The following is a 23,748-nucleotide window of genomic DNA, read 5'->3' on the forward strand; positions in this document are numbered from 1 at the left end:
TGAACTGAAATCGAAACATGGGCATCTCCCGCTGGCGGACGGGTCAGGAGCGCCCAGTCTGTCCCACTTCGTTGCCATCGAACAATCTCCGACGGCGAATTGTTTAACTTTGTTCACTACTCGCAGCCGGAGGTTATCCACAGGCAGAAACCGACTCTGGACCGGCCGCTCTTGGAGGCCCAGGCTGGATGGCGAACACATCGGCGAGATCGGGGGCTGCGGATGGGTTCCGCAAAGCATGCCGCTCCGACCAGGCCACGCATGGCCACCGGAACCGGCCCACCACGACAACGCCTACGCTTCGGCTTGGGCGCACTACTGACAGTCCCACTAGGCCCGCTGCTCGCGATCGCCGTGATGAGTGTCCACAACGGACTCTCGCCGGCGACCCCTCGACTACCGGTGCTCATTGCCGGCGTCGTCCTGAGCGCGGCGGCACTGCTCCTACGCCACGGCCCGGCAAGGCGCTGGCTCACCGTCGCGGCGGTGGCGGTGCTGGCAGCCGCCGCGGCGCTGTACGAGTCCTGGCCTTGACACCCTTTCGCGGCGCCCGCCAGCTTCGTAGGCTGCGGCCCATGACCAGGGAGACCGAGCGCATTGCCGCGCTGCGCGAGCGGTTCAACCGCCACGTGCTCGACGGCATCCCAAAACTGCGCAAGCTCGGCTACAACCCGTTCCAGTTCCTGGAAATGGTGCAACGCCACAACGGCGTGGTCGGCGCGGCGAAACACCTGCTGGCCGACCCCCGCCACACGTCGTACGGCTTCCAGCGGCTGTACGAGCTCGACAAACTCGAGGACAGCGTCGAGTTCGCGGCCTGCCTGCCGTGGTTCGCCGAACTGTTCGAACCCCACGAGCTCGAGGAGGCACGGACCCGCCTGATCACGCACAGGTTCCCGCTGCAGCAACGACTCGCCGCCAAGGCCGCCCAGCCGCCATCCTGGCTCGGCGAGCACTAGGCACGTCGGCCGGCCGGTCAGCTCAACAGGTCGAGGAGCCGCTCGGCTTGCCGGTCGAGCGAGCCGGGCGGGTTGCGGCGTTCGGCTGGGCCACCGGGCCGGAGCAGGTGCAGCCAGAACGTCGCGAAGAGCCGGCGCGCGTCGAGCAGCCGGTCGCCGTCGAGGTCGAACCGGGCGAGAAAACCGGCCCAGTCCGCACCCCGGGCGCCGACGTGTTCGACCAGGTCGGCCATTTCGAACTCGGGGTCGGACCGGCCGGCGTCCTCGAAGTCGACGATGCGGATCCGCTGTCCGTCCCACAGGTAGTTGGCGAGGTTCGGATCGCCGTGGCCCAGCACGGTGGTGCGGGCGGGACCGAGGCGGAGCCCGGCCAGGAAGGACCGGGCGGCGTGAGCGGCCTCCCCCGCCCGGCCCGGCAGCTCCAGTCCGGCCATGCGCTCGGCCATCACCGCCGGGAGTTCCGCGGGGTGATCCCGGCGCGGGGGCAGGTCGCCGCACGGCGTTGACCACAACCGGCGCAGCGCATCGGACAGCGCGGCCTGCTGATGGACGCCGGGCCCGCTGTTCAGCGCGGCCCGCCGAGCGGCGTCCAGCCCGCCGGGCAGCGCGGCCTGCCGATCGACGCCCAGTCCGCCGTTCAAAGCCTCGTCCCGCCGACCGGCGTCCAGCCCATCGTTCAGCGCGGCCCGCCGATCGAGATCCAGCCCACCGTCCAGCGCGGCCCGCCGATCGGCGTCCGGCCCACCGTCCAGCGCGGCCCGTCGATCGACGTCCAGCCCACCGTGCAGCGCGGCCCGCCGATTGGCGTCCAGCGCAGTGGCCGGCGCGGTCTGCGGATCGGTGTCCGACCCGCCGGGCAGCGGCGTGCCGGGCAGCAGGCTCATGGCGATGGTGGGCGGGTCGGCGTCCAGGTCTGCGTCGAGCGGCTCGGGCACCAGGTCCGGATGCCGGTCGTGCACCCGGCGGAGCACGGCCCACTCGCGGCGGTGTTCTCCGCGTGACCACGACACGTACCGCTTGGTCAGCCGGCCGCCGTCGACCTGCAGCTGATGTGTCTGCGCCACCCGCCGAATCTAAGCCGCATCGTCCACGAGGAGTTGCTCGGTGCCCTGACGACGAAGGCGGCCGCAGAGCGACGAAGCCTGACGAACGAAAACGACGGCGGCCGCCTCCGGTGAAGGGAGACGGCCGCCGTGGGTGGAGAAGAGGTCAGACGTTCAGGTCGTACTGGTACAGGTTGTACTTCGCCATCAGGTTGACGACCTTCGTCGTGTACTGGGGGTCCGTGGCGTACCCGGCCTTGTGAACCTCGGCGATGAACTGGTTCGGGTTGTTCGTGTAGTTGAAGGCGGCCGCGTACCGCGACAGCGACTTCAAGTTTGCGCCATGGTCGCGGAAGGAGTCGACCGAGCCGCGGTACGTGCGGAACGTGGCGACCGTCGTGGTGCAGGCGCCCTGGGCGGTGCACTCCTGGGTCGAGTAGGACTTGCAGCCGGCGGCGTACGAGCCGGGGGCGTTGTTGAAGCATTTCATGCCGAAGAAGTTGTTGTCGTTCGCCGACAGGGAGCTGCGGCCCCAGCCGGACTCGAGGATGGCCTGGGCCAGGGTCACCGAGGCGGGGACCTTGGTGTCGCGCTGGCTCTGCTGGGCCGGGGCGATCGCGGCGGCCAGGAACTGCTCGTTCGTCATCGTGCCGGTCGGGCCCATCGGGACGGCGGCGACCGGGGCGGCGACAACCGGGGCGGGGGCCGGCGGGGCGCAGACCGGGAGCTTCGGGTTGCCCGAGACGTACGCGTGCGAGATGTAGTCGCCGACCAATGTGCGGTCCCACTGCGCGGTTCTGCGCACGTTGCCGCGGAGGTACTGGCCGCTCACGCGGCAGGTGACGGTGACCTTCTGCTTGTTCTTGATGGTGCGGGTCTTGCCGAACCAGTTGGCGGCGCCGGTACGAGCGGCGAGTGAGCCCTTGACGCGAACGCTGACAACGGCGGCGTCGGCCGGTGCAGCGGCCACGACGAGGGTCGTGGCGGTCGCGGCAAGGGCCAGCACCGGAGCGAAGACGTACTTCTTGAAACTGCGCAACATCGGTTGATCTCCCAAGAGGGGTGGGCAGGTCCCCTCAAAGGTCGTCAACCGGCGTTGCTGGCCTCGTTCCGCGCCGGGTGCCAGGTCGTTGCCAGGCCCACGCCGACGCCCTCCGCGCGGAGGCGGTCGAGCGCTCCGGTGCCCTGCGGCACGAGCGTGAGCGACGCCGGCGGCAGGGCGTGCCGGCGCAGGGTGGCGAGGACGGTGCCGAACAGTTGCGGGTCGCGCTGCTGCAGGACGGAGACCGGCACGGCGACGGTGAAGCCGCCGGCGGCCGCGTCCGCGCAGGCGCGGTCGAGCAGCCAGGCGCCGATCGGGACGACCAGGCCGGCGCTCTCGGCCGCGGCGAGCAACGCGAGCGAGTCGTGCGGGGGCCAGCTGATGCGCGCCGCGAACAAGCCGGGTTCGATCGGCTCGTACCGCACGAGCAACTCGCCGGCCGCGAACGCCAGGCGCAGCGCGTCGGAGTTGCGGTTCGCGTCGCGCATGCCCGGTTCGAACTGCACGACCTGGTTGCGGCCGGCCGCCTTGGCCGCATAGAGCGCGAGGTCGGCGTCGCGCAACGGGTCGGCCGAAGCGCGCAGCGGCAGCCGGCCGATGCTGGTCGTGACGGACAACTCGCGGCCGTCCTGCACATAGGGTTCGCGCAAGGACGCCAGAATCCGCGCCGGTACCGCCTGATCCTCCGTGATCACCGCGAACTCGTCGCCGCCCAGGCGGACCAGCACGTCGCCCGGGGGCACGACGGCGCGCAGCCGCTCGGCGACGGTCACGAGCAGGCGGTCGCCGGCCGGGTGTCCATAGGTGTCGTTGACCTGTTTGAAGCCGTCCAGGTCGAGCAGCAGCAGCTCCCCGTCCGGCGTATCGCGCAGCCGGTCGGCGAGCAGTGCGCGGTTGCCCAGGCCGGTGAGCGGATCGTGGGTCGCGCGGTACGCCAGCTCGTCCGCGCGGCGCTGCGCGAGGCGGTTGCTCAGTTGCATGCGCACGACGAGCAGCACGGCCAGCGCGGCGGCGAACCCGGGGACCACGACGTGCCGGCCGATCGCGCTCGCGCCGGACTCGAGCGCGAGCACCGCCGGGCCGACGAGGGAGAGCAGCAGGAGCAGGACGAAGCGTCCGGCGGTACCGCTGCGGCGCCTGGCTTTTTCGGCATCGCCGCCGATCCCGCGCATCGCGGGGTGCAGGGTGGCCGCCGCGCACAGGGCGAACCAGGCGAGCCACGCGGCCGCGGCGGGCCGGTCGAAGCCCGCGTCGGCCATGTCGCGCGTCTGCGACCAGAACCGGATGTCCGCCGCGAGCAGACAGAACTGCGCGAGGGTGAGCATCGCGGCGGCCGGTGAGCGCGTGCCGGCGGTGAACCAGACGCGGGTCGTCATGGCCACGATGACCAGGTCGCAGACCGGGAAGACGAGGCGGGTGGCGAGCTCGCCGGGGCCGAGCCCGTATTCGGCGACGCGCGGTTCGACCAGGAAGCTCCACACCGGAATGGCCACGCCGATGGTGACGATGCCGGCGTCGATGAGCGACTCCCACGGCGTGCGGCCGTTGCCGTGGCGGGCCAGGAGGAACAGCCCGGCGGTACCGCTGAGAAAGGCGAGATAGAAGGTCCAGTCGAGCAGCACCGGACTCGCGGGCGCGGGCAGGTGCAGCATGGACTGCGCGCCCCAGGCGATGTTGCCGGTGAACACCAGCGCGAGCGCGCCGAACAGCAGCAGCCAGGCGCGGCGGGCCTCGGGACGGTTGCGCCGGATGCCGGCGGCGGTGGCGGCGACCGCGCTCGCCTGCAGCGCGAGATTGGCCAGGCGCGCCGGCGGCCCCGCGTTCAGCAGGGCCACCGGGGACACGACGACCGCCGCCGCCAGGTATACGCGCCACACGTGCGCTCAGTTGGTCCCGTACTGCTGCTTGAGCGCCAGGTAGTCGCCGAGGCCGAGCCCGCGGTAGGCGGTGGAGCAGTCGGGCAGCCCGTCGGTCATGGTGAGCGCGGAGTGCTGCGCGAACGAGACGTGCCCGAGCCCGAAGGCGTGCCCGAACTCGTGCGTGACCGTGCCCTCCAGGTCCCAGCGGTTGCTGCACGACGGCGGGGTGCTGGTGAAGAACAGGCCCTCGGTGTCGTCGATGAGGATGTCCGTCTCGACGCTGCGGCCGTTGTCCTTGCCGCCGTACCACCAGATGCACGTCACGGCGAGCAGCCCCTGGTTGAGCGGGCCGAACGAGACCGCGTTGTGCCCGTCGCGCTCGCCGCAGCCGCCCGAGGGGGTGACGCCGGCGACGTGGTCGGTCTTGCCCTCGTACGACTCGGAGATGCCGAGGTTCTCGGGCAGGCCGCAGAAGTTGCGCCCGGTGTCCACGGTGTAGGCCGCGCTGCGCAGGGAGTTGACGACGGTGGCGCGGTCGCCGAGGTACGCGGGGATCGTCTTCTCGTTGACCCGCCACTTGAGCTCGTTGCGCCAGCGCATGCCCAGCCAGGTGCCGGCCGGGTCGGCGCAGCGCCCGCCGTCCATCGCCGCCTCGGCGGGCTGTCCGTGCGGGGGACCCGGGATCACGATGGCGAACTTCGCGGTCTGCAGGGTCATCGGCGGCTCGCCCACCAGCCAGGCCGCGCAGAGCACCAGCACGAGTGCCCGCAGTACCGCCGCCAGACCAGTGTCGATCTTCGGCACGTTTCCATTCTGATCCGCGCAAGCCCTCGCAGGGGTGACTTTCGGCAAATGCGCCCGTGACGCCATGGCCCGCTAGCTGCCCATCCGCGCCTGCTCGACACCCACCCCGCACCGCCGCGTCGGGTGATCGTCGGACAGACGAGCCGCTCACCTTCGGTCATGCTTTGACTACACCGAGTTGAGGGGGACGAACCATGAAGGTGCTCGTGAAGCTGCTCGACCGCTCCGCCCGCCATGGTCGCGACCGGGGCGCGGCCACGCTCGACATCGGCCTGGGCGCCATCCTGCTGGGCGTCACCCTGGTCGCGGTGATCACCCTGTTCGGCAACTCGCTGTAGCATCGACGCCGATGCCGCGGTGGGTCTGCCCGCAGTGCGAGCGGGAATTCGACAAGGCGGGCCAGGGCCACGTCTGCGTGCCCGGCTGCACCGTCGACGACACCTTCGCGGGCCGCCCCGAGTACCAGCGCGAAGCCTACGACGCGATCATCGCGTTCCTCGACGACCTGGGCCCGATCCACGAGGACGCGGTGCAGGTCGGGGTGTTCCTCAAGCGCGACCGCAAGCTCGCCGAGATCCGCCCCATGGCCCGCGCCCTCTCCGTCGAGCTCTACCTGCCCCGGAAGGTCGACGACGCGCGCGTGGTGCGGCACTACCCGATCGGCCGCGGCCGGTTCGTGAACGTGGTGCGCATCAAGGACGGCGACGCCGTCGACGAGCGCATGCTGGGCTGGATAGCAGAGGCCTACGCGGACGCACAGAACTAAGCCGACGCCACCAGCTGGGCGCGCGGCAGCAGGCACGTCACGACCGTGCCCTGCCCCGTGGCCGGCGTGGCCCAGATCCGCCCCCCGTGCCGCTCCACGATGGTCTTGGTGATTGCCAGCCCCAGCCCCGTCCCCTGGCTCTGCCGCTCGTGCGAGCGGCTGGACCGGAAGAACTGCTCGAAGATCTGGTCGATCTCGTCCTCCGGAATGCCCATCCCGGTGTCGGAGACGGTCAGCCGCACCTGCTCCCCGTCCAGGTCCGCGCTCAGCCGCGCGCTCCCGCCCGGCGGGGTGAACTTCAGGGCGTTGTCGAGCAGATTGATGATCACGCGCTCGAGCTGGTCGCGGTCGCCGTCGACGAGGATCGGCTCTTCGGGCAGGTCGATCTCCAGGTGTACGTCCCGTTGCCCGCGCACCGCCGCCAGCGCCTCGAGCGCGCCGGCGACCACCGCGGCGATCCGCACCGGGCTGGCGTTGATCTTCACCGCGCCGGCCTCGATGCGAGACAGCATCAGCAGGTCCTCGATCAGCGCGAGGAGGCGGCGCGCGTTGCGCTCGACGGCGGCCAGCAGCCGGGCCTGGGCCTGCGCGACCGGGCCGGCGTCGCCGTCGACGATCACCTCGACGTTGCCCAGGATGCTCGTCAGCGGCGTGCGCAGCTCGTGCGAGACGGTCGCCACCAGGTCGGCCCGCACCTTGTCCAGCTCGCGCAGGCGCGCGGTCGCGTCGCGCTCGCGGTCCAGGGCGTGCCGCATCGCCTCCACGGTGCGCCGCTCGCGGGTGATGTCGCGGGCCACGCTGAGGTACCCGCCGACGTCGCCCGACTCGTCCCGGATGACGCTCACCGTGCGCGCGACCGGCAGGTGGGTGCCGTCCCGGCGGCGGTAGACGCACTCGCGGGCCTCGGTGTCGCCGGCCCGCGCGGGCGCGAAGAGCGCCTCCAGGGAGTCGAGCTCGCCGGGGGCGTGGAAGACCGCGAGGTCAGCGGAGCCGACGACGTCCTGCGCGCGGTACCCCAGCATCCGCTCGGCCCCCGCGTTGAACACGGTCACCGTCCCGGCCCGGTCCACGCCGACGACGGCGAGCTCGGTCGCGGCCGCGAGCACGTCGGCGAAGAGCCGCTCGGTGCGCCGCTGGTCGGTGACGTCGATGCCGGTGCAGATCATGTGCGTGAGGCGGCCCTCGTCGTCGTGCAGGGCGGCGCTGCTCCACACGATGCGCCGCCGGCCGCCGGGGACGATCCAGTCGCGCTCGGCCGTGCCCGGGAACTGCTCCGCGGGCACCCCGGCGAGCTCCGCGGCCAGGCGCGCGTCGTCCAGAGCGGACAGACCCAGGCTGCGGTACGGCCGCCCGACCACCTCCGCCGCCGCCCGCCCGGTCAGCTCCTCGCAGCGCCGGTTGAACGCGGTCACGGTGCCGGTCGCGTCGACGGCGACCACGAGGAAGCCGGTCGAGTCGAGGATCGCCTGGTTGAAGTCGCGGTCCCGGCGGGCGGCGCGGGTGGCCCGCACGAGCTGGCGCGCGGACGCGCGGGCGCGGCGGGTCCAGCCCTGCGCGGCGGTGGCCACGATGACGCCGATGGCGACGATGAGCACGCCGCGGCGCCACTCCCCCGCCAGCACGTCCGGGTCGAGCGCGGCCGGCACCACGAACACGAGGGCCATGACGGTCACGCCGATCGCGGTGGCGAGCCGGCCCTGGTGCAGCCCCAGCCACAGCACGGGCAGCAGGGCGAGCGGCGCGTACCCGGCCGGCCCGCCGTCGCCGCCGACGTTGAGCAGGACCACGACGCCGAAGTACCCGAGCGGCGGGACGGCCTCCAGCAGCACCGGCAGCCGCCGCCACGGCACCAGCACGACCGTGGCCAGCAGGACCAGCACCACGCCCGCGGCGGCGGCCAGCGCGACGGGATGCACGCGCGGCGGGAACCCGGCGATGGCGAACGCGAGCGCCGTGACCGCCACGAACGGCAGGATCCGCGACCAGCGATCGGGGGCGGTCAGCGTCCGCAGCTCCGCCTCGCCGTTGGGCATTGCACCGTCCTCCGGGCCGATGGAAGCAAGCTAGAACTTGAACCGCGTGACCAGGCCGTTCATCTGCTCGGCCATGCCGGCGAGGGCGCGCGCGGCGGTGAGCGAGGTGCCGGCCTCCTCGCTGTTCTGCGCGGCCGCGCCCGCGACGTCGCCGATGGTCGCCGCGATCATGTTGGTCCGGCCGGCGACGTCGCTGATCGTGCGGGTGGTCTCCTGGGTCGTGGCGGTCTGCTCCTCCACGGCGCTGGCGATGGTGACCTGGAAGTCGTTGATCCGCTCGATGATCGAGCCGATCTCGGCGATGGCCGCGATCGCCTGCTGGGCGTCGGCCTGGATCGCCTCGACCCGCCCGCCGATGTCCTCGGTGGCCCGCGCCGTCTCCTGGGCCAGCTCCTTGACCTCGCCGGCCACCACCGCGAAGCCCTTGCCGGCGTCGCCCGCCCGCGCGGCCTCGATGGTGGCGTTGAGCGCGAGCAGGTTCGTCTGCTCGGCGATGGTGGTGATGAGCTTGACGACGTTGCCGATCTCGACGGACGACGCGCCGAGCCGCGACATGGTGGTGTTCGTCTGCGCGGCCATGCCGACGGCGTCGGACGCCACGCGCAGCGCCTCGTTGGCGTTGCGGGAGATCTCGGCGATCGAGCCGCTCATCTGCTCGCTGGCCGCGGCGAGGGTGTCGACGTTGAGCGAGACCTGTCCGGCCGCCTCGTTGGCCGACCCGACCCGGGCGCTGGCCTGCCCGGCCGAGGCGGCGATGCGCTGCGAGGACCCGGACAGCTCCTCGGCCGAGCCCGCGACGGTGCGGGCGGATTCGGCGAGCGACTGGACGGTACCGTGGACGCTTGCTATGGCTTGGTTGAGATCGCGGGCCATCCGGCCGACCTCGTCGGTGGAGTCGATGCCGGAGGTGCGCGACAGGTCGCCGCCGGCCATCCCGCGCAGGACGCCGGAGACCTCCCGCAGCGGCGCGATGATGCCGCGGGCGACGAGCCCGCTCACGGCCACGATGAGCAGCACGCCGATGCCCCCGGCGAGCGACAGCGCGGTGATCGCCTTGACCCGCTCGCTGTCCACGGCGGCGGCGGCGGCCCTGGCGTGCCCGGCGAGCGCGTCCCCGACCGCCGGGAGCTGCTGCTCGACCGTGGCGAACGCGGCCTGGAAGTCGGCGTAGGACTGGGTCGTGGGCTGCCCCGCGGCCGCGGCGCCGACGGTCTGCGTGGCCAGCTGGAGGTACTGCTCGACGGCCGGCTTGACCCGCTGCGCGGCCGCGCGCACGTCGGCCTCCATGTCCGCCCCGGTGAACAGCGCCATGGCGGCGGTGAGGATCTTCGCGTGCGCGGCCAGGTCGCCGTCGGCGGTGGCCGTGCCCTGGGTCGCGGCGAGCAGGACGCGCAGCACGTCGCCGCGCACGGCGTCGTGGGCCATGTCGGCCTCGAGGGTGCTGCGGGTCAGGCCGTTGATGCGCTGCAGCTGGTGCGCGCGGTCGCCGTCGGCGCTCAGCGCGCGGACGCCCACGACCAGCAGGGCCCCGACGGTGAGCACGGCGAGCACGATGACCGCGCCGAGTTTCGCGGCGATCGGGAGGTTGCGCGCGAACCGGCGTAGCCCAGCCATTGACATGCCCTTCTCGAAGCGTCCCCATCCGGCCTATCGGCCGCGTTTCGAGGCGCTTGAGAAGTCGGGATCGATCGTGTTGCTACTTGGGTTCGGTGCGCAGCATCCGGCTGAGGGCGCGCACGGCCACGTCGCTGGGCGATGCGGCTTCGCGGTTGGCCTTCTGCAGCTCGCGGTACACCTCTTCGCGGTGGACCTGGATGCTGCGGGGCGCCTTGATGCCCAGGCGCACCACGTCACCGCGCACGTCGAGCACGGTGACGACGACGTCGTCACCGACCATCACGCTTTCACCGGGCCGTCGGGTCAGGACGAGCACAAGCCGCTCCCTCCATGGGCGATAGGCGAACAGTACCCGATTTGCCGGGTCCGCCGGGCCGGAAAGCGCCGCGCAGCCCCGTTCAGGCGACCATCAGCTTCTGCCGGACCGGGAGCCCGGTGTGGCTGAGGATCAGCTGTACCGCGCGGCGCGTGCGCTGGTCGAGCACGATCGGCGCCATGAGGTTGGCCGTGGCGTCCTCGGCCCCCGCCTCCCCCGCGGTCACCACGAGCAGCACGACCAGGTCGGTCGGGTCGCTGACGCCGAGCGTGGCCAGCGTCTCGTCGTCGATCTCGGCCTCGTAGTCCGGGAAGAACTGCGTCGGCGGGACGACGAGGAAGCGCAGGCCGTCGGAGTCGACGGACTTGAGCGAGTACAGCACGCCGGCGTCGTCGAGGCGCACCAGCACGAAGCGGCGGTCCTCGGGGAAACCGGGAATCGGCGCGACAAAGTCGATCACCGGAAGCGTGGTCGTCTCCCCGGGGCTGTCAACGGTCGCGACGCTCATAGATTCCTCACGATGAACTGGAGCCGCCGTACGGGCTACCGCAGGAAATCCACCAGCGACGGCTGGATGACCTTCGCGGTCGCGGCCAGCGCCGCCTGGTATGCGGTCTGCTGCAGGGACAGCTCGGTGATGGTCTTCGGCAGGTCGATGTCCTCGACGTCGGACAGCTGGGTCCTCAGGTCGAGCACCCGGTTGTCCGCGGCCTGCTGCATTTGTGAAACCTGATTGTATCGGGATCCAACGCCCGAAAGCCCCGTCTGCACCCGTTTCTGCGCCGTGTCGATATCGGCGAGGTCGTCCTGCAGCGCGGCCGGGTTGTTGCGCAGATCGTCGGCGATCTTCTGCAGCGTGTTGAACACGTTGCCGGTGCCGGAGCCGAACACCGAGGAGGCGTCGGTGTCCACGCGCACACTGGCGTTCGCGCCGATCGTGCGGTTCACCGAGCCCGTGTCGCCGACGTAGTTGCCGTTGGTGTCGAAGGCGATGTCGCCGGAGGTGGTGCCCCCGAAGATCGGCCGGTCCAGGTACTGCGTGTTGGCCAGGTCGAGCATCGAGCCACGCAGGTTGTCGACCTCCAGCGCGATCGCCTCGCGGGCCTGCGAGCTGCCGGCGGAGCCGCTGGACAGGCCGGTCAGCACGAGCTCGCGGGCCCGGTTGAGCTGCGTCGAGGCGCTGGTGAGCGCCGTGTCGGCCTGGTTCAACCAGCCCATCCCGTCATCGCCGTTGCGTGAGTACTGGTTGAGCGTCGCCATGTCGCTGCGGGTCTGCATGGCGATGACCGCGCCGCCGGGCGAGTCCGACGCCTTGGTGATCTGCTTGCCGCTGGACAGCTGGTTCTGCAGGTCCTGGTTCTTCTGCAGGTTGAGCTGCAGGTTGGCCAGGGTGTTCGTGGCCACCGACCGCTCGGTGACGCGGAAGCCGGGCATCCGTTCCCTCCTCCTGTTACCTCTTCATGTTGATCAGCGTGTCGAGGGTGGTGTCGACGACGCTGATCACCTTGGCGGCGGCCTCGTACGCCCGCTGGAACTGCAGCATGTTGGTCATCTCCTCGTCGAGGCTGACGCCGGACTCCGCCTGCTCGGCGGACGTGACGTCGTCGGAGATGACCTGCTGGGCCTGGGCGCGGCGGTTGACCGTCTGCGCCTGGATCCCGATGTCGACCACGAAGTTGCGGTACTGCGTGTCCGCGCCCTGCGGGTCCTTGGCCAGCGCCGCCATGGCGTTGGCGTTGTCGCCCTGGTACGGCGTGGTCGCGGTGCTGGAGGCGGCGATCTTCGTCGGGTCGGTGATCGCGACCTGGATGTCCTTGGCGCTGCTGCCGGTGAAGAACGCGCCGCCGGCCTGCGGGCTCAGCGCGCCCGTGCCCGGGTCGGTGCTGATGTCGAAGCCCTGCGCGTGCTGCGCGTTCACCGTGGTGATGAGCGTGCTGGCCACGCTGTCCAGGCCGGCCACGGTGCCGGGGATGGTCGTGGTCAGCGCCTCCAGGCCCGAGGCGACCTTGCCCGAGGTGATCCCGGCCGCGCTGCCGTTGTCGGCGAACTGCACCTGCACCGGGGCGACCGCGATCCCGTCGACGGTCGTGCTGCCGACGGCCTGCAGGTTCCGCGCGGTGTCGCCCTGCACCAGCATGTTGCCGCCGAGCGAGACGTCCATGGTGCCGTTCTCGTTGAGCCGGCCCGTCGCCCCGGTCATCTCCGAGAGCTTCAGCACGAGCTGGTCGCGCTGGTCGGACAGCTCGTTGGTCGGCATGTTGGCGTTGCGGGCCAGCGCGATGCGGGCGTTGAGGTCGGCGATGCCGCCGGAGGTCTGATTCACCACGGCGATGTCGGCGTCCAGGGCCTCGCGGGTCTCGCCGAAGAGGTTGTCCAGGTTCTGCCGGGTGGTGCCCATCGTGTCGGCGACGGTGTTGGCCCGCGACAGCAGCTGGGTGCGGGCCGAGAGGTCGCCGGGCCGGTTGGCCACGTCGGACCACGCGTTCCAGTAGTCGGCCAGCTGCGACTGCAGGCCGGTGTCGCTGGGCTCGCCCAGGGTCTGCTCGACGTTGGCGAACACGGTGCCCTGCGCCTGCAGGTACTCGTTCAGCCCGCGCTCCGTGCGCGTGCGGTTCGACATGAACTCGTCGTGCAGCCGGGTGACGTCGGTGATGCGCACCCCGTCGCCGACGCCGTCGCTCTTGGACCAGAAGGCCGGCTTGGTGACCGCCTCGACGGGCGAGAGCTCCACGCGCTGGCGGGAGTACCCGTCGGTGTTGGCGTTGGCGATGTTCTGCCCGGTCAGGTCGAGGGCGCGGCGCTGGGCGTAGAGGGCGGACAGGGCCGTGTTCAGGCCGGAGAAGGTGCTCATCTACATCGCCTCGTCAATCAGCCGGGTACGGGCGGCGGCCGCGACGGTCTGGCCCTTGCGCCCGTACGTCTCCACGGATCCCACGACCGCGAGCATCGTCTCGCGCGCGGCCCGGGCCCCGGTGGTGAGCAGGTCGCGGTTGGCCTCGGCGAGCGCGTGCACCTCGGCGGTGACCGTCAGGAACGCCTTGCGGTGCTGGTTGAGCAGGTCGTTCCACGGGGGCGGGGCGGCCTCGGCCAGCGCGCTCAGGCTCGGGTTGGGGCCCAGCCCGAACTCCTGCCCGATCGCCTCGACCTCGGCGGCCCGCACGACCTCGGTGCGCCGGATCTCCTCCAGCACCACCTCGACCTCGCGGGTGGCATGGGCGAGCCAGCGCGTCCGGCCGGAGGCCAGCACGAGCTGCTCCTCCTCCAGCTTGAACAGCAGCAGCTCCAGCATCTCGCGCTCCCGCCACAGGATGCTCGCGAGATCCGCCAGCCCCATCCGCTCCGCCTCTCCTCATGCACACCGGTGCCGTGTTCGCCCCGTAGTTCGGCATTTCCATGTCCGGCTTGAGCACAACCGGTTCGCAACTTTGCGTCACCCGGGCGCGCACCCGTGGCTGGCGAATCTGGTTCTCGACCAACCAACTCCTGCCACGAAGAGGTTGCCGTGACCACCACCGCCGAAGCCCCCGCCGCCACCGCCCTGAGCCCCTCGGAGCTGGACGCCCAGGTGCGCGCCCATCTCCCGCTCGTGGGTCACCTGGTCCGCGAGATGCTCGGCCGGCTCCCGGCCCACGTGTCGCGCGAGGACCTCATCTCCGCGGGCATGGCGGCGCTCGCCGGCGCCGGGCGCTCCTTCGACCCGAGCCGCGGCATCCCCTTCGGCAGCTTCGCCACCAGCCGCATCCGCGGCGCCCTGCTCGACGAGCTGCGCGGCCTGGACTGGGCCAGCCGCTCGGTGCGGGCCCGGGCGCGCAAGGTCGAGACGGTGCAGCAGGAGCTGACCGGCCGGCTGGGCCGCACCCCGACCCAGCAGGAGCTGGCCGAGGCGATGGGCGTCGCGGTCGACGAGCTCAAGACCATCGACGAGGACGTGCAGCGCGCGGTCGTACTGTCGCTGCAGGGCTTCACCGCCGGCTCGGCCGAGGAACTGGTCCCCGAGCGGGCCGCCGGCCCCGAGGACCTCATCCTGCACCGGGAGCGCATCGGGTACCTCCACCAGGCCATCAACGCGCTCCCCGAGCGGCTGCGCACGGTCGTCACGGCGTACTTCTTCGAGGAGCGCCCGATGAACGACATCGCCGACGAGCTGGGCGTCACCGAGTCGCGGATCAGCCAGCTGCGCGCGGAGGCGCTGGTGCTGCTGCGCGACGGGCTGAACAACCACCTCGACCCGGAGATGCTGCACGGCCCGGCCGCCGGCGGCTGCGTCGCGCGCCGCCGCGAGGCGTACTACGCGAACATCGCCGCCCAGGGCGACCTCACCGCCCGCCTGTCGGTCACGACGCCGCTGGGGCTTCCGCGCGCGGCTTGATCGCGAAATGTCGGGCGCTGGCGCGCCGCGACATTTCGGACTTATACCCCGACAGGTGATCTATCCGGTATGCGGGCATTTTGCGGCCGGATTTTCATGAGCCCGCAGCGAGTCGCCACGGAAAGCCCGGAGGCGACGGACGAACTCGCTGCAAAGCCGCGACCCGAACGGACTCGGGGGCGGTAGGAGCACCACGGACCAGGCATGGACGCCCAGGCACGGACGCGCAGCACCACCGGTGACGGCACGGAGGCCGACGTACGGGCACGGACGCCGCAGTTGCAAGCACCAGGGCACGGATGCCAGCACACAGGCACGGACGCCGCAGTTGCAAGCACCAGGGCACGGACGCCCGCACACAGGCACGGACGCCGCAGTTGCGAGCACCAGGGCACGGATGCCGGCACACGGGCACGGACGCCCGAACGCGTGGCAGGGATGCCGGAACGACGCGGGACACGGAGGTCCAGGGACAAACCCGGAGGCGGGGCGCGCAGGGATGCCGCCCCGCCCTCGGGCGTCCCGGCAACGACAACCACTTCGCAACCGAGAGAGACCGGTTGTGTACCCAAAGTGACAGAGGCTGAGAGAGACCGGACTTCCTGCCACGAAGAAGGTTGCCGTGACCTCCACTGCCATCAAGACGACCAGCGCCGAGCGAGAGGAGCTCGTGCGCAGTCACCTTCCGCTCGTCGGCCACCTCGTACGCGAGATGCTCGGCCGCCTCCCCTCGCACGTCTCGCGGGAGGACCTCGTCTCGGCCGGCATGGCCGCCCTCGCCGGCGCGGCGCGCTCGTTCGACCCCGCACGCCTGATCCCGTTCGGCAGCTTCGCGACCACGCGGATCCGCGGCGCGCTGCTGGACGAGCTGCGCGGGCTGGACTGGGCGAGCCGATCCGTGCGTACCAGGGCCAGAAAGGTCGAGACCGCCCAGCAGGAGCTGACCGCGGCGCTCGGCCGCGCCCCGAGCCAGGCCGAGCTGGCCCAGTCGCTCGGGGTCGCCGTCGGCGAGCTCAAGAGCATCGACGAGGACGTGCAACGCGCGGTCGTACTGTCCCTGCAGGGCTTCACCGCCGGCACCGCCGAGGACCTCGTCCCCGAGCGCGCCGCCGGCCCCGAGGAGCTGATCCTGCACCGGGAGCGCATCGGGTACCTCCACCAGGCCGTCACCGCGCTGCCCGACCGGCTGCGCAAGGTGGTCCAGGCGTACTTCTTCGACGAGCGCCCGATGAGCGACATCGCCGCGGAGATCGGCGTCACCGAGTCCCGCGTCAGCCAGCTGCGCGCGGAGGCGCTGGTGCTGCTGCGCGACGGGCTCAACAACCACCTCGACCCGCACCTCGTGGCGGCCGCGCGCGACAAGGGGTGCGTGGCGCGCCGGCGCGAGGCGTTCTACGCGAACATCGCCGCGCAGGGCGACCTGAGCGCGCGCCTGGCCCTGACCAACCATCTCGGAGTACCGAAAAAGTTCTAGCAAACCCTTGAGTGACCGGCGGAAACGCCGATGTTCCAAGCGAGCGAGCCAAGGACGGCCCGCGGAGTTCGACCCAATTCATGGAGGAGTCATCATGGGTCTTCGCATCAACAACAACATCGCCGCCCAGAACGCCTACCGGAACCTGTCGATCACCGACAGCCAGCAGAGCAAGTCGCTGGAGAAGCTGTCGTCCGGCTACCGGATCAACCGCGCCGCCGATGACGCGGCCGGCCTGTCCATCTCCGAGGGCCTGCGTTCCCAGATCGGCGGCCTGAAGGTCGCGGTGCGCAACGCGCAGGACGGCATCTCGGTCGTGCAGACCGCTGAAGGCGCGCTGACCGAGACCCACTCGATCCTGCAGCGCATGCGCGACCTGTCCGTGCAGGCCGCCTCCACCGGTTCGCAGGACTCCGACGCGCGCGCCGCCGCGCAGACCGAGTTCTCCCAGCTGGGCCAGGAGCTCGACCGGATCGCCTCGACCACCGCGTTCGGCGGGCAGAAGCTGCTGCAGAGCGGCGCCTCGGCGTACACGGGCACCTTCCAGGTCGGCGCGAACGGGTCCTCGTCGGACCAGATCGCCGTTAACCTCGGTTCCGCGTTCGGCACCTCGAGCCTGTCCGGCTTCGACTCGACCGGCCTGGGCGTCGGCTCGCTCGACCTGACCACCTCCGGCACCGCCGCGATCGACGCGATCGACCAGGCCATCAAGGGCGTGTCGACCGCTCGGGCGACGCTCGGTGCGTACCAGAACCGCTTCGAGCACACCATCAACAACCTCAACGTCGCGGTGGAGAACCTGTCCGCGTCGGAGTCGCGCATCCGCGACACCGACATGGCCCAGGAGATGGTGTCCTTCACCCGCTCGCAGATCCTGACCCAGGCCGGCACCAGCATGCTGGCCCAGGCCAACCAGGCGCCGCAGAACGTCCTGTCCCTGCTGCGCTAGTCCCTGACCACCCGGGCCGGCCCCCGCCAACGGGGCCGGCCCTGATTTTTCGGCAAAACCCTTTAGTGGCACGGGATCGTGCCGATGTGATGAGCGACCGGACCACGGATGGACCGGCCTGACCCGACTCAAGGAGGAAGATCGTGGGTCTTCGCATTAACAACAACATCGCTGCTCAGAACGCCTACCGGAACCTGTCGGTGACGGACAGCCAGATGAGCAAGTCGCTGGAGAAGCTGTCGTCGGGTTACCGGATCAACCGTGCGGCCGACGACGCCGCGGGCCTCTCCATCAGCGAGGGTCTCCGGTCCCAGATCGGCGGCCTGAAGGTCGCGGTGCGCAACGCGCAGGACGGCATCTCGGTCGTGCAGACCGCTGAAGGTGCTCTCACCGAGACGCACTCCATCCTGCAGCGTATGCGTGACCTGTCCGTTCAGGCTGCCTCCACGGGTTCCCAGGACTCCGATGCGCGGTCGGCCGCCCAGACCGAGTTCTCGCAGCTCGGCCAGGAGCTCGACCGTATCGCCAACACCACCGCCTTCGGCGGCCAGAAGCTGCTCGACGTCGGTGGCAGTGCCTACACGGGCACGTTCCAGGTCGGCGCGAACGGTTCGTCGTCCGACCAGATCGCGGTCAACCTGAGCACCGCCGCGTTCGGCAGTGGCTCTTCGCTGACCGGGTTTGACTCGGCCGGCCTCGGGGTCGGTTCCCTCGACCTGACGAGCGCCGGAACCGCGGCGATCGACGCGATCGACACGGCCATCAAGGGTGTTTCGACCGCTCGTGCCACCCTGGGTGCGTACCAGAACCGGTTCGAGCACACCATCAACAACCTCAACGTCGCCGTGGAGAACCTCTCCGCGTCGGAGTCGCGGATCCGTGACACCGACATGGCGCAGGAGATGGTGTCGTTCACCCGCTCGCAGATCCTGACCCAGGCCGGCACCAGCATGCTGGCCCAGGCCAACCAGGCGCCGCAGAACGTCCTCTCGCTGCTGCGCTAGGACCTACGGGTTTGACCTGAACCAGGAGGACACCGGCAGGGCACGGCATCCAGCCAGGGCGCCGTGCCCTGCTACATCTCCCGGTGCCATCTCCCGGTGCCATCTCCCGGTGTGTTTCCTCTCAAGCGATGACCGCGCGATCCGATGGGACCGGAGGAAGCAGACACCAAGGCCGCGGACGGCCGGTTTCAGGACTCAGGGAGGAGCGCCATGGGTCTCAGGATCAACAACAACATCGCAGCGCAGAACGCCTATCGAAACCTGTCGGTCACCGACAGCCAGATGGGCAAGTCACTGGAGAAACTCTCTTCGGGGTACCGGATCAACCGAGCCGCGGACGACGCGGCCGGCCTGTCCATCTCCGAGGGACTCCGCTCGCAGATCGGCGGCCTGAAGGTCGCCGTGCGCAACGCGCAGGACGGCATCTCCGTCGTCCAGACCGCTGAAGGTGCACTGACCGAGACCCACTCGATCCTCCAGCGCATGCGTGACCTGTCCGTGCAGGCCGCCTCCACCGGTTCGCAGGACTCGGATGCCCGCTACGCGGCGCAGACCGAGTTCTCGCAGCTCGGCCAGGAGCTCGACCGCATCGCCAACACCACCGCCTTCGGCGGGCAGAAGCTGCTGGACACGTCGACCAGCCCGTTCGTCGGGACGTTCCAGGTCGGCGCGAACGGCTCGGCCTCCGACCAGATCACGGTCAGCCTGGGTACCGCCGCCTTCGGCAGCATCACCTCGGTGACCGGGTTCGACTCGGCCGGCCTCGGCGTCGGCTCGCTGGACCTGACCACGGCCGGTACGACGGCGATCGACGCCATCGACACCGCCATCAAGGGCGTCTCGACCGCCCGTGCCCAGCTCGGTGCGTACCAGAACCGCTTCGAGCACACCATCAACAACCTCAACGTCGCCGTCGAGAACCTGTCCGCGTCCGAGTCCCGCATCCGGGACACGGACATGGCCCAGGAAATGGTGTCGTTCACCCGCTCGCAGATCCTGACCCAGGCCGGCACCAGCATGCTGGCCCAGGCCAACCAGGCACCACAGAACGTGCTGTCGCTGCTGCGGTAAACCACCAAACCGTCCGGGGAGGAGCACGGTCTCCTCCCCGCTCGCCTCTCCTCAGGAGGTACCGCATGGTCACTGGCGCTAGCGTCGACGGCCTGGTCTCGGGCATGCAGACCTCGTCCGTCATCGCCGGGCTGATGCAGGTCGAAGCGGCCCCGCAGACCGCCCTCAAGACCAAGGTCAGCACGCAGCAGAAGGTCGTCAGCTCGTACCAGACGATCAACACGAAGATGGGCGGCCTGCTGACCGCGGCCAAGGCGCTCAACGACCCGATGGCGTGGAAGGGCGCGACGGCGACGTCGAGCTCCGACTCCGTCCTGGCCACGACGAGCGCGACCGGCAGCAACCAGACCGGCTCGGTGACCTTCAAGGTCAAGTCGCTGGCGGCGTCGGAGTCGCGGATCTTCTCCTCGGGCTCGGTCGCCGCGACCAGTGACAGCATCACCTCCGCGTCGAGCATCTCGATCACGAACACGGCGAGCGGCGAGGTGAAGAGCCTGGCGCTCACCGACACGTCGCTCAAGGGCGTGGTCGACGCCATCAACGGCTCCAGCGACCTCGGCGTGAAGGCCACCGCGATCCAGCTCGCCCCCGGGAAGTACACCCTGCAGCTCACGGCCAACGACACCGGCGCGGCCTCCGCCTTCAGCGTCGCCGGCATCGACGGCCTGGGCGCCGACGTGGCCGCGACCGAGGGCTCCGACGCGGTCCTGACCGTCGGCACCACGAACACGTTCGAGATCTCCTCCTCCTCGAACACCTTCAAGGGCCTCATGGACGGCCTCACGATCACCGCGAAGGCCAAGAGCGGCGACACCGACCCGCCGATCACGGTCGGCGTCACCAAGGACACCGACGGCATCGCGGCCAAGGTCCAGGCGATGGTCGACGCGGCCAACGGGGCGCTGAGCGAGATCGGCGCGCAGACCAAGAACGCCAGCGGCGACGTGCCCGGCGGCGTGCTGGCCGGCAACTCGTCCATGCAGCAGCTGTCGAGCACCATCCTGCAGACCGTCTCCGGCGGTGCGGGCGCGCTGGGCAGCCTCAAGGACGTCGGCATCGAGCTGACCCGCGACGGGCAGCTGACGTTCGACAAGACCAAGTTCGTGTCCGCGCTCAACGCCGACCCCGCCAAGACGCAGTCGTACTTCAACAGCACGACGGACACCGACGGCGACGGCATCAAGGACGGGTTCGCCGACAAGATGGTCGGCATGGCCGACAAGGCCACGCAGGTCAACACCGGCACCCTGGCCCAGCTGATCACCAGCGGCAACGGCACGATCAAGGACCTCACCGACCGCATCAGCGACTGGGACGTCCGGCTGCAGCAGCGCCAGGAGACGCTGCAGCGGCAGTTCACCGCGATGGAGACGGCGCTGGGCTCGATGAAGAACCAGTCGTCGTGGCTGTCCGGCCAGCTGGCGGCGCTCTGATCCGCGGACGCCACCGGCCGATCTGGGAGATCGCATGACGACACAAGCCCTGCGCAACCGGTACGTCGCCGACAGCGTCGCCACCGCGCCCCCCGCGCAGCTGCTGGTGATGCTGTACGACCGGCTCGTGCTCGACCTGATGATCGCCGGCCAGGCCCTGGAGGCCGGCGACACGCCGACGAGCTCGAGCCGGGTGTACCACGCCCAGGAGATCCTCATGGAGCTGCGCGCGACGCTCGACACCTCGGTGTGGAGCGGCGGCCCCGGGCTCGCCTCGCTGTACAGCTTCATGATCAACGAGTTGGTCCAGGCCAACGTGGCCGGCGACCGCGCGCGGGTCGAGACCGTGCAGGGCTTCGCCGAGCAGCTGCGCGACGCGTGGCGGGAGGCGGCCGCGCAGGTGACCGCCCAGGGGCAATGACCAATCCGGACTGGACGGCGGCCTGGACCGCGGCCCTGGCGGACATGGAGCTCGAGGCGGACGCGGTGGAGCAGATGCTGCGCCACCGCGATCTGCTCGAGCAGGCGGGCGAGCGGGCCGCGTTCGTGCCGCCGAGCGACATCGGGCCGCTGCCGCTCGAGCTGACCGACCGGGCCCGCCTGCTGGTGGCCCGGCAGCTCGACCTGTCCCGCGAGCTGTCGGTGGCGATCGCCGGCAACCGGCAGCAGGCGCGGCTGGTCAACCGCACCCGGCGCGAGGGCGGCGGGGGCGGGGCGCCGCCGGTGTACTTCGACAACCGCACCTGAAAAACTCTTCAAAAGCCCCCGTTCGCACCGATATGGGGAGCATGAGCCACATCCCGGTCTCCGTCATCGTCGCCGCCGGGGGCAGCCCCGACGACTTCCACGCCTGCCTCGAGTCGCTGCGACCCACGCTGGGCATGCGGGACGAGGTCGTGTGCGTGATGCCCGCCGACCGCCCGGAACTGCGCGCCGAGCTGCGCGGGCAGAGCTGGCTGCGGGTCGTCGACTCGACCGGCGCGCTGCCCTGGACCGACGGGCTCGCGGCGACGCGGCACCCGATCGTCGTCTTCCTCTGCGGCGACATCGTGCTCTCGGCCCACTGGCTCGACCCGGTGCTGGAGGCCTTCGGCGACCCCTCGGTGGTCGCGGCCGGGCCCCGCGTGCAGCACAGCTACGGCCCGCAGCAGGCCGACCCGCCCGAGGCGGCGATGGAGAGCGCGGCCGCCTTCAAGGCCTACGCCCGCGAGTGGCGCCAGGAGCACCGCGACGAGTTCATGGACGTCGACCGGCTCGGCCCCGTGTGCGTGGCCGTGCGCCGCGACGCGCTGCAGATCGCCGGCGGGCCGAGCATCGACCAGCCGTACGACGAGCTCTCCGCCCAGGGCCGCATCGTCGTCGCGCACGCCGCGCTCGTGGCCCACGTCGGCTCCCCCGCGTGCGGCATGCGCCAGCCGGACCCGCCGGAGGACGCCCCGCTGCTCACCGCGAGCCTCATCGTCAAGGACGAGGAGGACGTGCTGCCCCGCTGCCTGTCGGCGCTGCGGGAGCTGGCTGACGAGATCGTGGTGTACGACACCGGCTCCTCCGACCGCAGCATGGAGATCGCGCGCGAATATGGCGCGACGGTCATCGAGGGCTTCTGGAACGACCACTTCGGCGACGCCCGTAGCCGCTGCCTGACCCACTGCTCGGGCCGCTGGGCGCTGTGGGTGGACGCGGACGAGGTGTTCGTGGGGGACGCGCGGATCGTGCGGGACGCGTTGCGGTACAGCGAAAACAGCGCCTTCTTCGCGACCATCGACAACCGCGAGGGCCACGAGGGCGGGGCCGGCTCGAGCACCATCTACTTCCCGCGCATGTTCCGCCGGGCCCACGGCCGCATCTACGGCCGGCTGCACGAGCAGGTCATGGACCGCATCACCGGCCGCTCGCTGAACGGCTCGCTGCTGCCGGACCTGGTGCTGGACCACTCCGGGTACACCCGCCTGCGGGGCACCCTCAAGAACAAGGCCGAGCGCAACCTGCGCCTGGCCACCCTGGCCGCCGAGGACGTCAGCGGGCTGACCGCGGTGGGCAACCTCGCCCGCTCCCAGCTCGGCTCGGGCCACTTCGACGAGTGCATCGAAACGGCGCGGCGCGGGCTGGAGGAGGCCCAGGAGCACACCCACAAGGTGCTGTTCCTCAAGATCCTGGCCGACGCGTACGTCACGGTGGGCCGCCTGGCCGACGCCAACCAGACGATCGAGGACCTGCGCAAGGTGGCCAACACCGCGTTCACGGTCAACGAGCACGAGGTCAAGCTGCGCTTCGCCGAGGGCGACTACGAGCGCACCCTGGAGATCCTCGGCGAACTGCCCGAGTCGGGCGCGAACGACCTCCTCTACGGCGTGGGCCGCGGCCGCTTCGCCGGCCTGCAGATCGACGCGCTGAGCCGGCTGGACCGGCATCAGGAGGCGGCGTACCACCTGCGCCAGGCCCTCCAGGACGGCCAGGTCCCGATCCCGGTGGCGCGGATGGCCCAGGTGCTGGGCGCGGCCGACGGCAGCCTGGCCGAGGTGGCCGAGCTGGTCCCGCCCGAGAACGTGCGCGGCCTGCTGTTCAGCGTGGCCGAGGCGCCCCCGGAGGCGGCGGACGAGCTGCTGGAGGCTTTGTGGCGGCGGTACCCGGGTGAGCCGACCCTGCTGACACTGGCCGCCCGGGTCGGGCGCCGGGTCCCGTTGATCCGGGCGATGGAGTGGTCGGCCCGCCTGCGGCAGCACGGGTTTCCGGACCAGTGCACGCTTCTGGCCCTGTCGGCGGACGAGCGGCGGACGCCGCGGGAGCGTACTTTGGCGGCGGCGATCGCCCTGGAGATGTTCCACGACGAGGCGGCGCTGCCATTGTTGAACGAGGCCTTGACAGCGGTGCCGGACGAACTTTCCGCAGGTGTACTGGAGGAAATCCGAATCTTGGCGCCGCGCGTATCGTCAAGCATCGAACTGGCGGACGCGTAGGGTGACGGCGGGTTGACGGCGGGCTGATGTGGGGGGACGAGTTCCACGACCA

At 70.8% G+C, this 23,748-nt stretch carries 24 protein-coding genes; 13 read left to right on the forward strand and 11 right to left on the reverse strand.

Annotated features, from left to right (window positions below; genetic code table 11):
* The first annotated feature begins 357 nt into the window (after positions 1–357).
* Together ACQPZ4_RS44905 and ACQPZ4_RS44910 are read left to right on the forward strand one after the other, a co-directional pair.
* Entirely contained in the window at positions 358–534 is a 177-nt protein-coding gene (locus tag ACQPZ4_RS44905) for a hypothetical protein (RefSeq protein ID WP_433050848.1), read from the forward strand.
* A gap of 41 nt (positions 535–575) precedes the next feature.
* The gene (locus ACQPZ4_RS44910) at positions 576–959 is read left to right on the forward strand and encodes a hypothetical protein (protein ID WP_433050851.1); all 384 of its coding nucleotides are present in this window, start codon (positions 576–578) and stop codon (positions 957–959) included.
* Between the two features lie 17 nt (positions 960–976).
* Here the strand turns inward: ACQPZ4_RS44910 and ACQPZ4_RS44915 are convergent, their stop codons facing one another.
* The 4 genes from ACQPZ4_RS44915 to ACQPZ4_RS44930 form a co-directional block, all read right to left on the reverse strand.
* Positions 977–2,023 (reverse strand): hypothetical protein, encoded by a 1,047-nt coding sequence (locus tag ACQPZ4_RS44915; RefSeq protein ID WP_433050853.1) that lies wholly within the window; start codon positions 2,021–2,023, stop codon positions 977–979.
* A gap of 145 nt (positions 2,024–2,168) precedes the next feature.
* Complete coding sequence (gsmA, locus tag ACQPZ4_RS44920) at positions 2,169–3,044, reverse strand: sporangiospore maturation cell wall hydrolase GsmA (protein ID WP_433050856.1); 876 nt, start codon at positions 3,042–3,044, stop codon at positions 2,169–2,171.
* Between the two features lie 44 nt (positions 3,045–3,088).
* On the reverse strand, positions 3,089–4,921 hold the full coding sequence (locus ACQPZ4_RS44925) for a diguanylate cyclase domain-containing protein (RefSeq protein WP_433050859.1): 1,833 nt from the start codon (positions 4,919–4,921) through the stop codon (positions 3,089–3,091).
* A 6-nt stretch (positions 4,922–4,927) separates the two neighbouring features.
* A complete protein-coding gene (locus tag ACQPZ4_RS44930; RefSeq protein WP_433050862.1) occupies positions 4,928–5,707 on the reverse strand; it encodes a hypothetical protein in 780 nt (259 codons plus the stop codon).
* Between the two features lie 194 nt (positions 5,708–5,901).
* On the opposite strand from ACQPZ4_RS44930, the gene ACQPZ4_RS44935 reads away from it, so the two are divergent.
* Positions 5,902–6,045, forward strand: a complete 144-nt coding sequence (locus tag ACQPZ4_RS44935; protein WP_433050865.1) for a hypothetical protein — start codon at positions 5,902–5,904, stop codon at positions 6,043–6,045.
* An 11-nt stretch (positions 6,046–6,056) separates the two neighbouring features.
* Positions 6,057–6,473 (forward strand): DUF5655 domain-containing protein, encoded by a 417-nt coding sequence (locus tag ACQPZ4_RS44940; protein ID WP_433050868.1) that lies wholly within the window; start codon positions 6,057–6,059, stop codon positions 6,471–6,473.
* Here the strand turns inward: ACQPZ4_RS44940 and ACQPZ4_RS44945 are convergent.
* The 7 genes from ACQPZ4_RS44945 to ACQPZ4_RS44975 all read right to left on the reverse strand — a co-directional run bounded on the left by ACQPZ4_RS44945 (position 6,470) and on the right by ACQPZ4_RS44975 (position 13,773).
* Positions 6,470–8,506 (reverse strand): ATP-binding protein, encoded by a 2,037-nt coding sequence (locus ACQPZ4_RS44945; RefSeq protein ID WP_433050871.1) that lies wholly within the window; start codon positions 8,504–8,506, stop codon positions 6,470–6,472. The genes ACQPZ4_RS44940 and ACQPZ4_RS44945 overlap by 4 nt on opposite strands.
* A 30-nt stretch (positions 8,507–8,536) precedes the next feature.
* On the reverse strand, positions 8,537–10,120 hold the full coding sequence (locus ACQPZ4_RS44950; RefSeq protein ID WP_433050874.1) for a methyl-accepting chemotaxis protein: 1,584 nt from the start codon (positions 10,118–10,120) through the stop codon (positions 8,537–8,539).
* Positions 10,121–10,202: 82 nt separating this feature from the next.
* Positions 10,203–10,439 carry a carbon storage regulator CsrA gene (gene csrA / locus ACQPZ4_RS44955; RefSeq protein ID WP_223098070.1) on the reverse strand — a complete coding sequence of 79 codons (237 nt, stop codon included), beginning with the start codon at positions 10,437–10,439 and terminating at the stop codon, positions 10,203–10,205.
* Positions 10,440–10,521: 82 nt separating this feature from the next.
* A complete protein-coding gene (gene fliW, locus ACQPZ4_RS44960) occupies positions 10,522–10,947 on the reverse strand; it encodes a flagellar assembly protein FliW (RefSeq protein WP_433050877.1) in 426 nt (141 codons plus the stop codon).
* 35 nt (positions 10,948–10,982) lie between these two features.
* The gene (gene flgL / locus ACQPZ4_RS44965; RefSeq protein ID WP_433050879.1) at positions 10,983–11,873 is read right to left on the reverse strand and encodes a flagellar hook-associated protein FlgL; all 891 of its coding nucleotides are present in this window, start codon (positions 11,871–11,873) and stop codon (positions 10,983–10,985) included.
* Positions 11,874–11,889: 16 nt separating this feature from the next.
* On the reverse strand, positions 11,890–13,290 hold the full coding sequence (flgK, locus tag ACQPZ4_RS44970) for a flagellar hook-associated protein FlgK (RefSeq protein ID WP_433050882.1): 1,401 nt from the start codon (positions 13,288–13,290) through the stop codon (positions 11,890–11,892).
* Positions 13,291–13,773, reverse strand: coding sequence for a flagellar protein FlgN (locus ACQPZ4_RS44975; protein WP_433050885.1), 483 nt, complete (start codon positions 13,771–13,773; stop codon positions 13,291–13,293). It lies immediately after the preceding gene.
* Positions 13,774–13,941: 168 nt separating this feature from the next.
* Here ACQPZ4_RS44975 and ACQPZ4_RS44980 point away from each other — a divergent pair, with 168 nt between their 5' ends.
* The 9 genes from ACQPZ4_RS44980 to ACQPZ4_RS45020 all read left to right on the forward strand — a co-directional run bounded on the left by ACQPZ4_RS44980 (position 13,942) and on the right by ACQPZ4_RS45020 (position 23,696).
* Positions 13,942–14,808 (forward strand): sigma-70 family RNA polymerase sigma factor, encoded by an 867-nt coding sequence (locus ACQPZ4_RS44980; protein ID WP_433050888.1) that lies wholly within the window; start codon positions 13,942–13,944, stop codon positions 14,806–14,808.
* A 622-nt stretch (positions 14,809–15,430) separates the two neighbouring features.
* The gene (locus ACQPZ4_RS44985) at positions 15,431–16,282 is read left to right on the forward strand and encodes a sigma-70 family RNA polymerase sigma factor (RefSeq protein WP_433050891.1); all 852 of its coding nucleotides are present in this window, start codon (positions 15,431–15,433) and stop codon (positions 16,280–16,282) included.
* A 94-nt stretch (positions 16,283–16,376) separates the two neighbouring features.
* Complete coding sequence (locus tag ACQPZ4_RS44990) at positions 16,377–17,231, forward strand: flagellin (RefSeq protein ID WP_433050894.1); 855 nt, start codon at positions 16,377–16,379, stop codon at positions 17,229–17,231.
* A gap of 143 nt (positions 17,232–17,374) precedes the next feature.
* Positions 17,375–18,235 carry a flagellin gene (locus tag ACQPZ4_RS44995; protein ID WP_433050897.1) on the forward strand — a complete coding sequence of 287 codons (861 nt, stop codon included), beginning with the start codon at positions 17,375–17,377 and terminating at the stop codon, positions 18,233–18,235.
* Positions 18,236–18,445: 210 nt separating this feature from the next.
* The gene (locus ACQPZ4_RS45000; RefSeq protein WP_433050901.1) at positions 18,446–19,306 is read left to right on the forward strand and encodes a flagellin; all 861 of its coding nucleotides are present in this window, start codon (positions 18,446–18,448) and stop codon (positions 19,304–19,306) included.
* Positions 19,307–19,371: 65 nt separating this feature from the next.
* A complete protein-coding gene (fliD, locus tag ACQPZ4_RS45005) occupies positions 19,372–20,739 on the forward strand; it encodes a flagellar filament capping protein FliD (protein WP_433050904.1) in 1,368 nt (455 codons plus the stop codon).
* A 34-nt stretch (positions 20,740–20,773) separates the two neighbouring features.
* Positions 20,774–21,160, forward strand: a complete 387-nt coding sequence (fliS, locus tag ACQPZ4_RS45010) for a flagellar export chaperone FliS (RefSeq protein WP_433050907.1) — start codon at positions 20,774–20,776, stop codon at positions 21,158–21,160.
* Entirely contained in the window at positions 21,157–21,486 is a 330-nt protein-coding gene (locus ACQPZ4_RS45015; protein WP_433050910.1) for a hypothetical protein, read from the forward strand. Before fliS ends, ACQPZ4_RS45015 begins: the two co-directional genes overlap by 4 nt.
* A 41-nt stretch (positions 21,487–21,527) precedes the next feature.
* A complete protein-coding gene (locus ACQPZ4_RS45020) occupies positions 21,528–23,696 on the forward strand; it encodes a glycosyltransferase (RefSeq protein ID WP_433050913.1) in 2,169 nt (722 codons plus the stop codon).
* Positions 23,697–23,748 lie beyond the last annotated feature (52 nt).

This window comes from Dactylosporangium sp. CS-033363 (assembly GCF_050942475.1).
GTDB lineage: Bacteria > Actinomycetota > Actinomycetes > Mycobacteriales > Micromonosporaceae > Dactylosporangium.

Bases quoted from the DNA above. Each gene is read 5' to 3' on its own strand.
- ACQPZ4_RS44905 (WP_433050848.1), top strand. From the start codon at position 358: ATGAGTGTCCACAACGGACTCTCGCCGGCGACCCCTCGACTACCGGTG.
- ACQPZ4_RS44910 (WP_433050851.1), top strand. From the start codon at position 576: ATGACCAGGGAGACCGAGCGCATTGCCGCGCTGCGCGAGCGGTTCAAC.
- gsmA (WP_433050856.1), bottom strand. From the start codon at position 3,044: ATGTTGCGCAGTTTCAAGAAGTACGTCTTCGCTCCGGTGCTGGCCCTT.
- ACQPZ4_RS44935 (WP_433050865.1), top strand. From the start codon at position 5,902: ATGAAGGTGCTCGTGAAGCTGCTCGACCGCTCCGCCCGCCATGGTCGC.
- ACQPZ4_RS44940 (WP_433050868.1), top strand. From the start codon at position 6,057: ATGCCGCGGTGGGTCTGCCCGCAGTGCGAGCGGGAATTCGACAAGGCG.
- ACQPZ4_RS44945 (WP_433050871.1), bottom strand. From the start codon at position 8,506: ATGCCCAACGGCGAGGCGGAGCTGCGGACGCTGACCGCCCCCGATCGC.
- ACQPZ4_RS44950 (WP_433050874.1), bottom strand. From the start codon at position 10,120: ATGGCTGGGCTACGCCGGTTCGCGCGCAACCTCCCGATCGCCGCGAAA.
- fliW (WP_433050877.1), bottom strand. From the start codon at position 10,947: ATGAGCGTCGCGACCGTTGACAGCCCCGGGGAGACGACCACGCTTCCG.
- flgL (WP_433050879.1), bottom strand. From the start codon at position 11,873: ATGCCCGGCTTCCGCGTCACCGAGCGGTCGGTGGCCACGAACACCCTG.
- flgK (WP_433050882.1), bottom strand. From the start codon at position 13,290: ATGAGCACCTTCTCCGGCCTGAACACGGCCCTGTCCGCCCTCTACGCC.
- ACQPZ4_RS44975 (WP_433050885.1), bottom strand. From the start codon at position 13,773: ATGGGGCTGGCGGATCTCGCGAGCATCCTGTGGCGGGAGCGCGAGATG.
- ACQPZ4_RS44990 (WP_433050894.1), top strand. From the start codon at position 16,377: ATGGGTCTTCGCATCAACAACAACATCGCCGCCCAGAACGCCTACCGG.
- ACQPZ4_RS45000 (WP_433050901.1), top strand. From the start codon at position 18,446: ATGGGTCTCAGGATCAACAACAACATCGCAGCGCAGAACGCCTATCGA.
- fliD (WP_433050904.1), top strand. From the start codon at position 19,372: ATGGTCACTGGCGCTAGCGTCGACGGCCTGGTCTCGGGCATGCAGACC.
- fliS (WP_433050907.1), top strand. From the start codon at position 20,774: ATGACGACACAAGCCCTGCGCAACCGGTACGTCGCCGACAGCGTCGCC.
- ACQPZ4_RS45015 (WP_433050910.1), top strand. From the start codon at position 21,157: ATGACCAATCCGGACTGGACGGCGGCCTGGACCGCGGCCCTGGCGGAC.
- ACQPZ4_RS45020 (WP_433050913.1), top strand. From the start codon at position 21,528: ATGAGCCACATCCCGGTCTCCGTCATCGTCGCCGCCGGGGGCAGCCCC.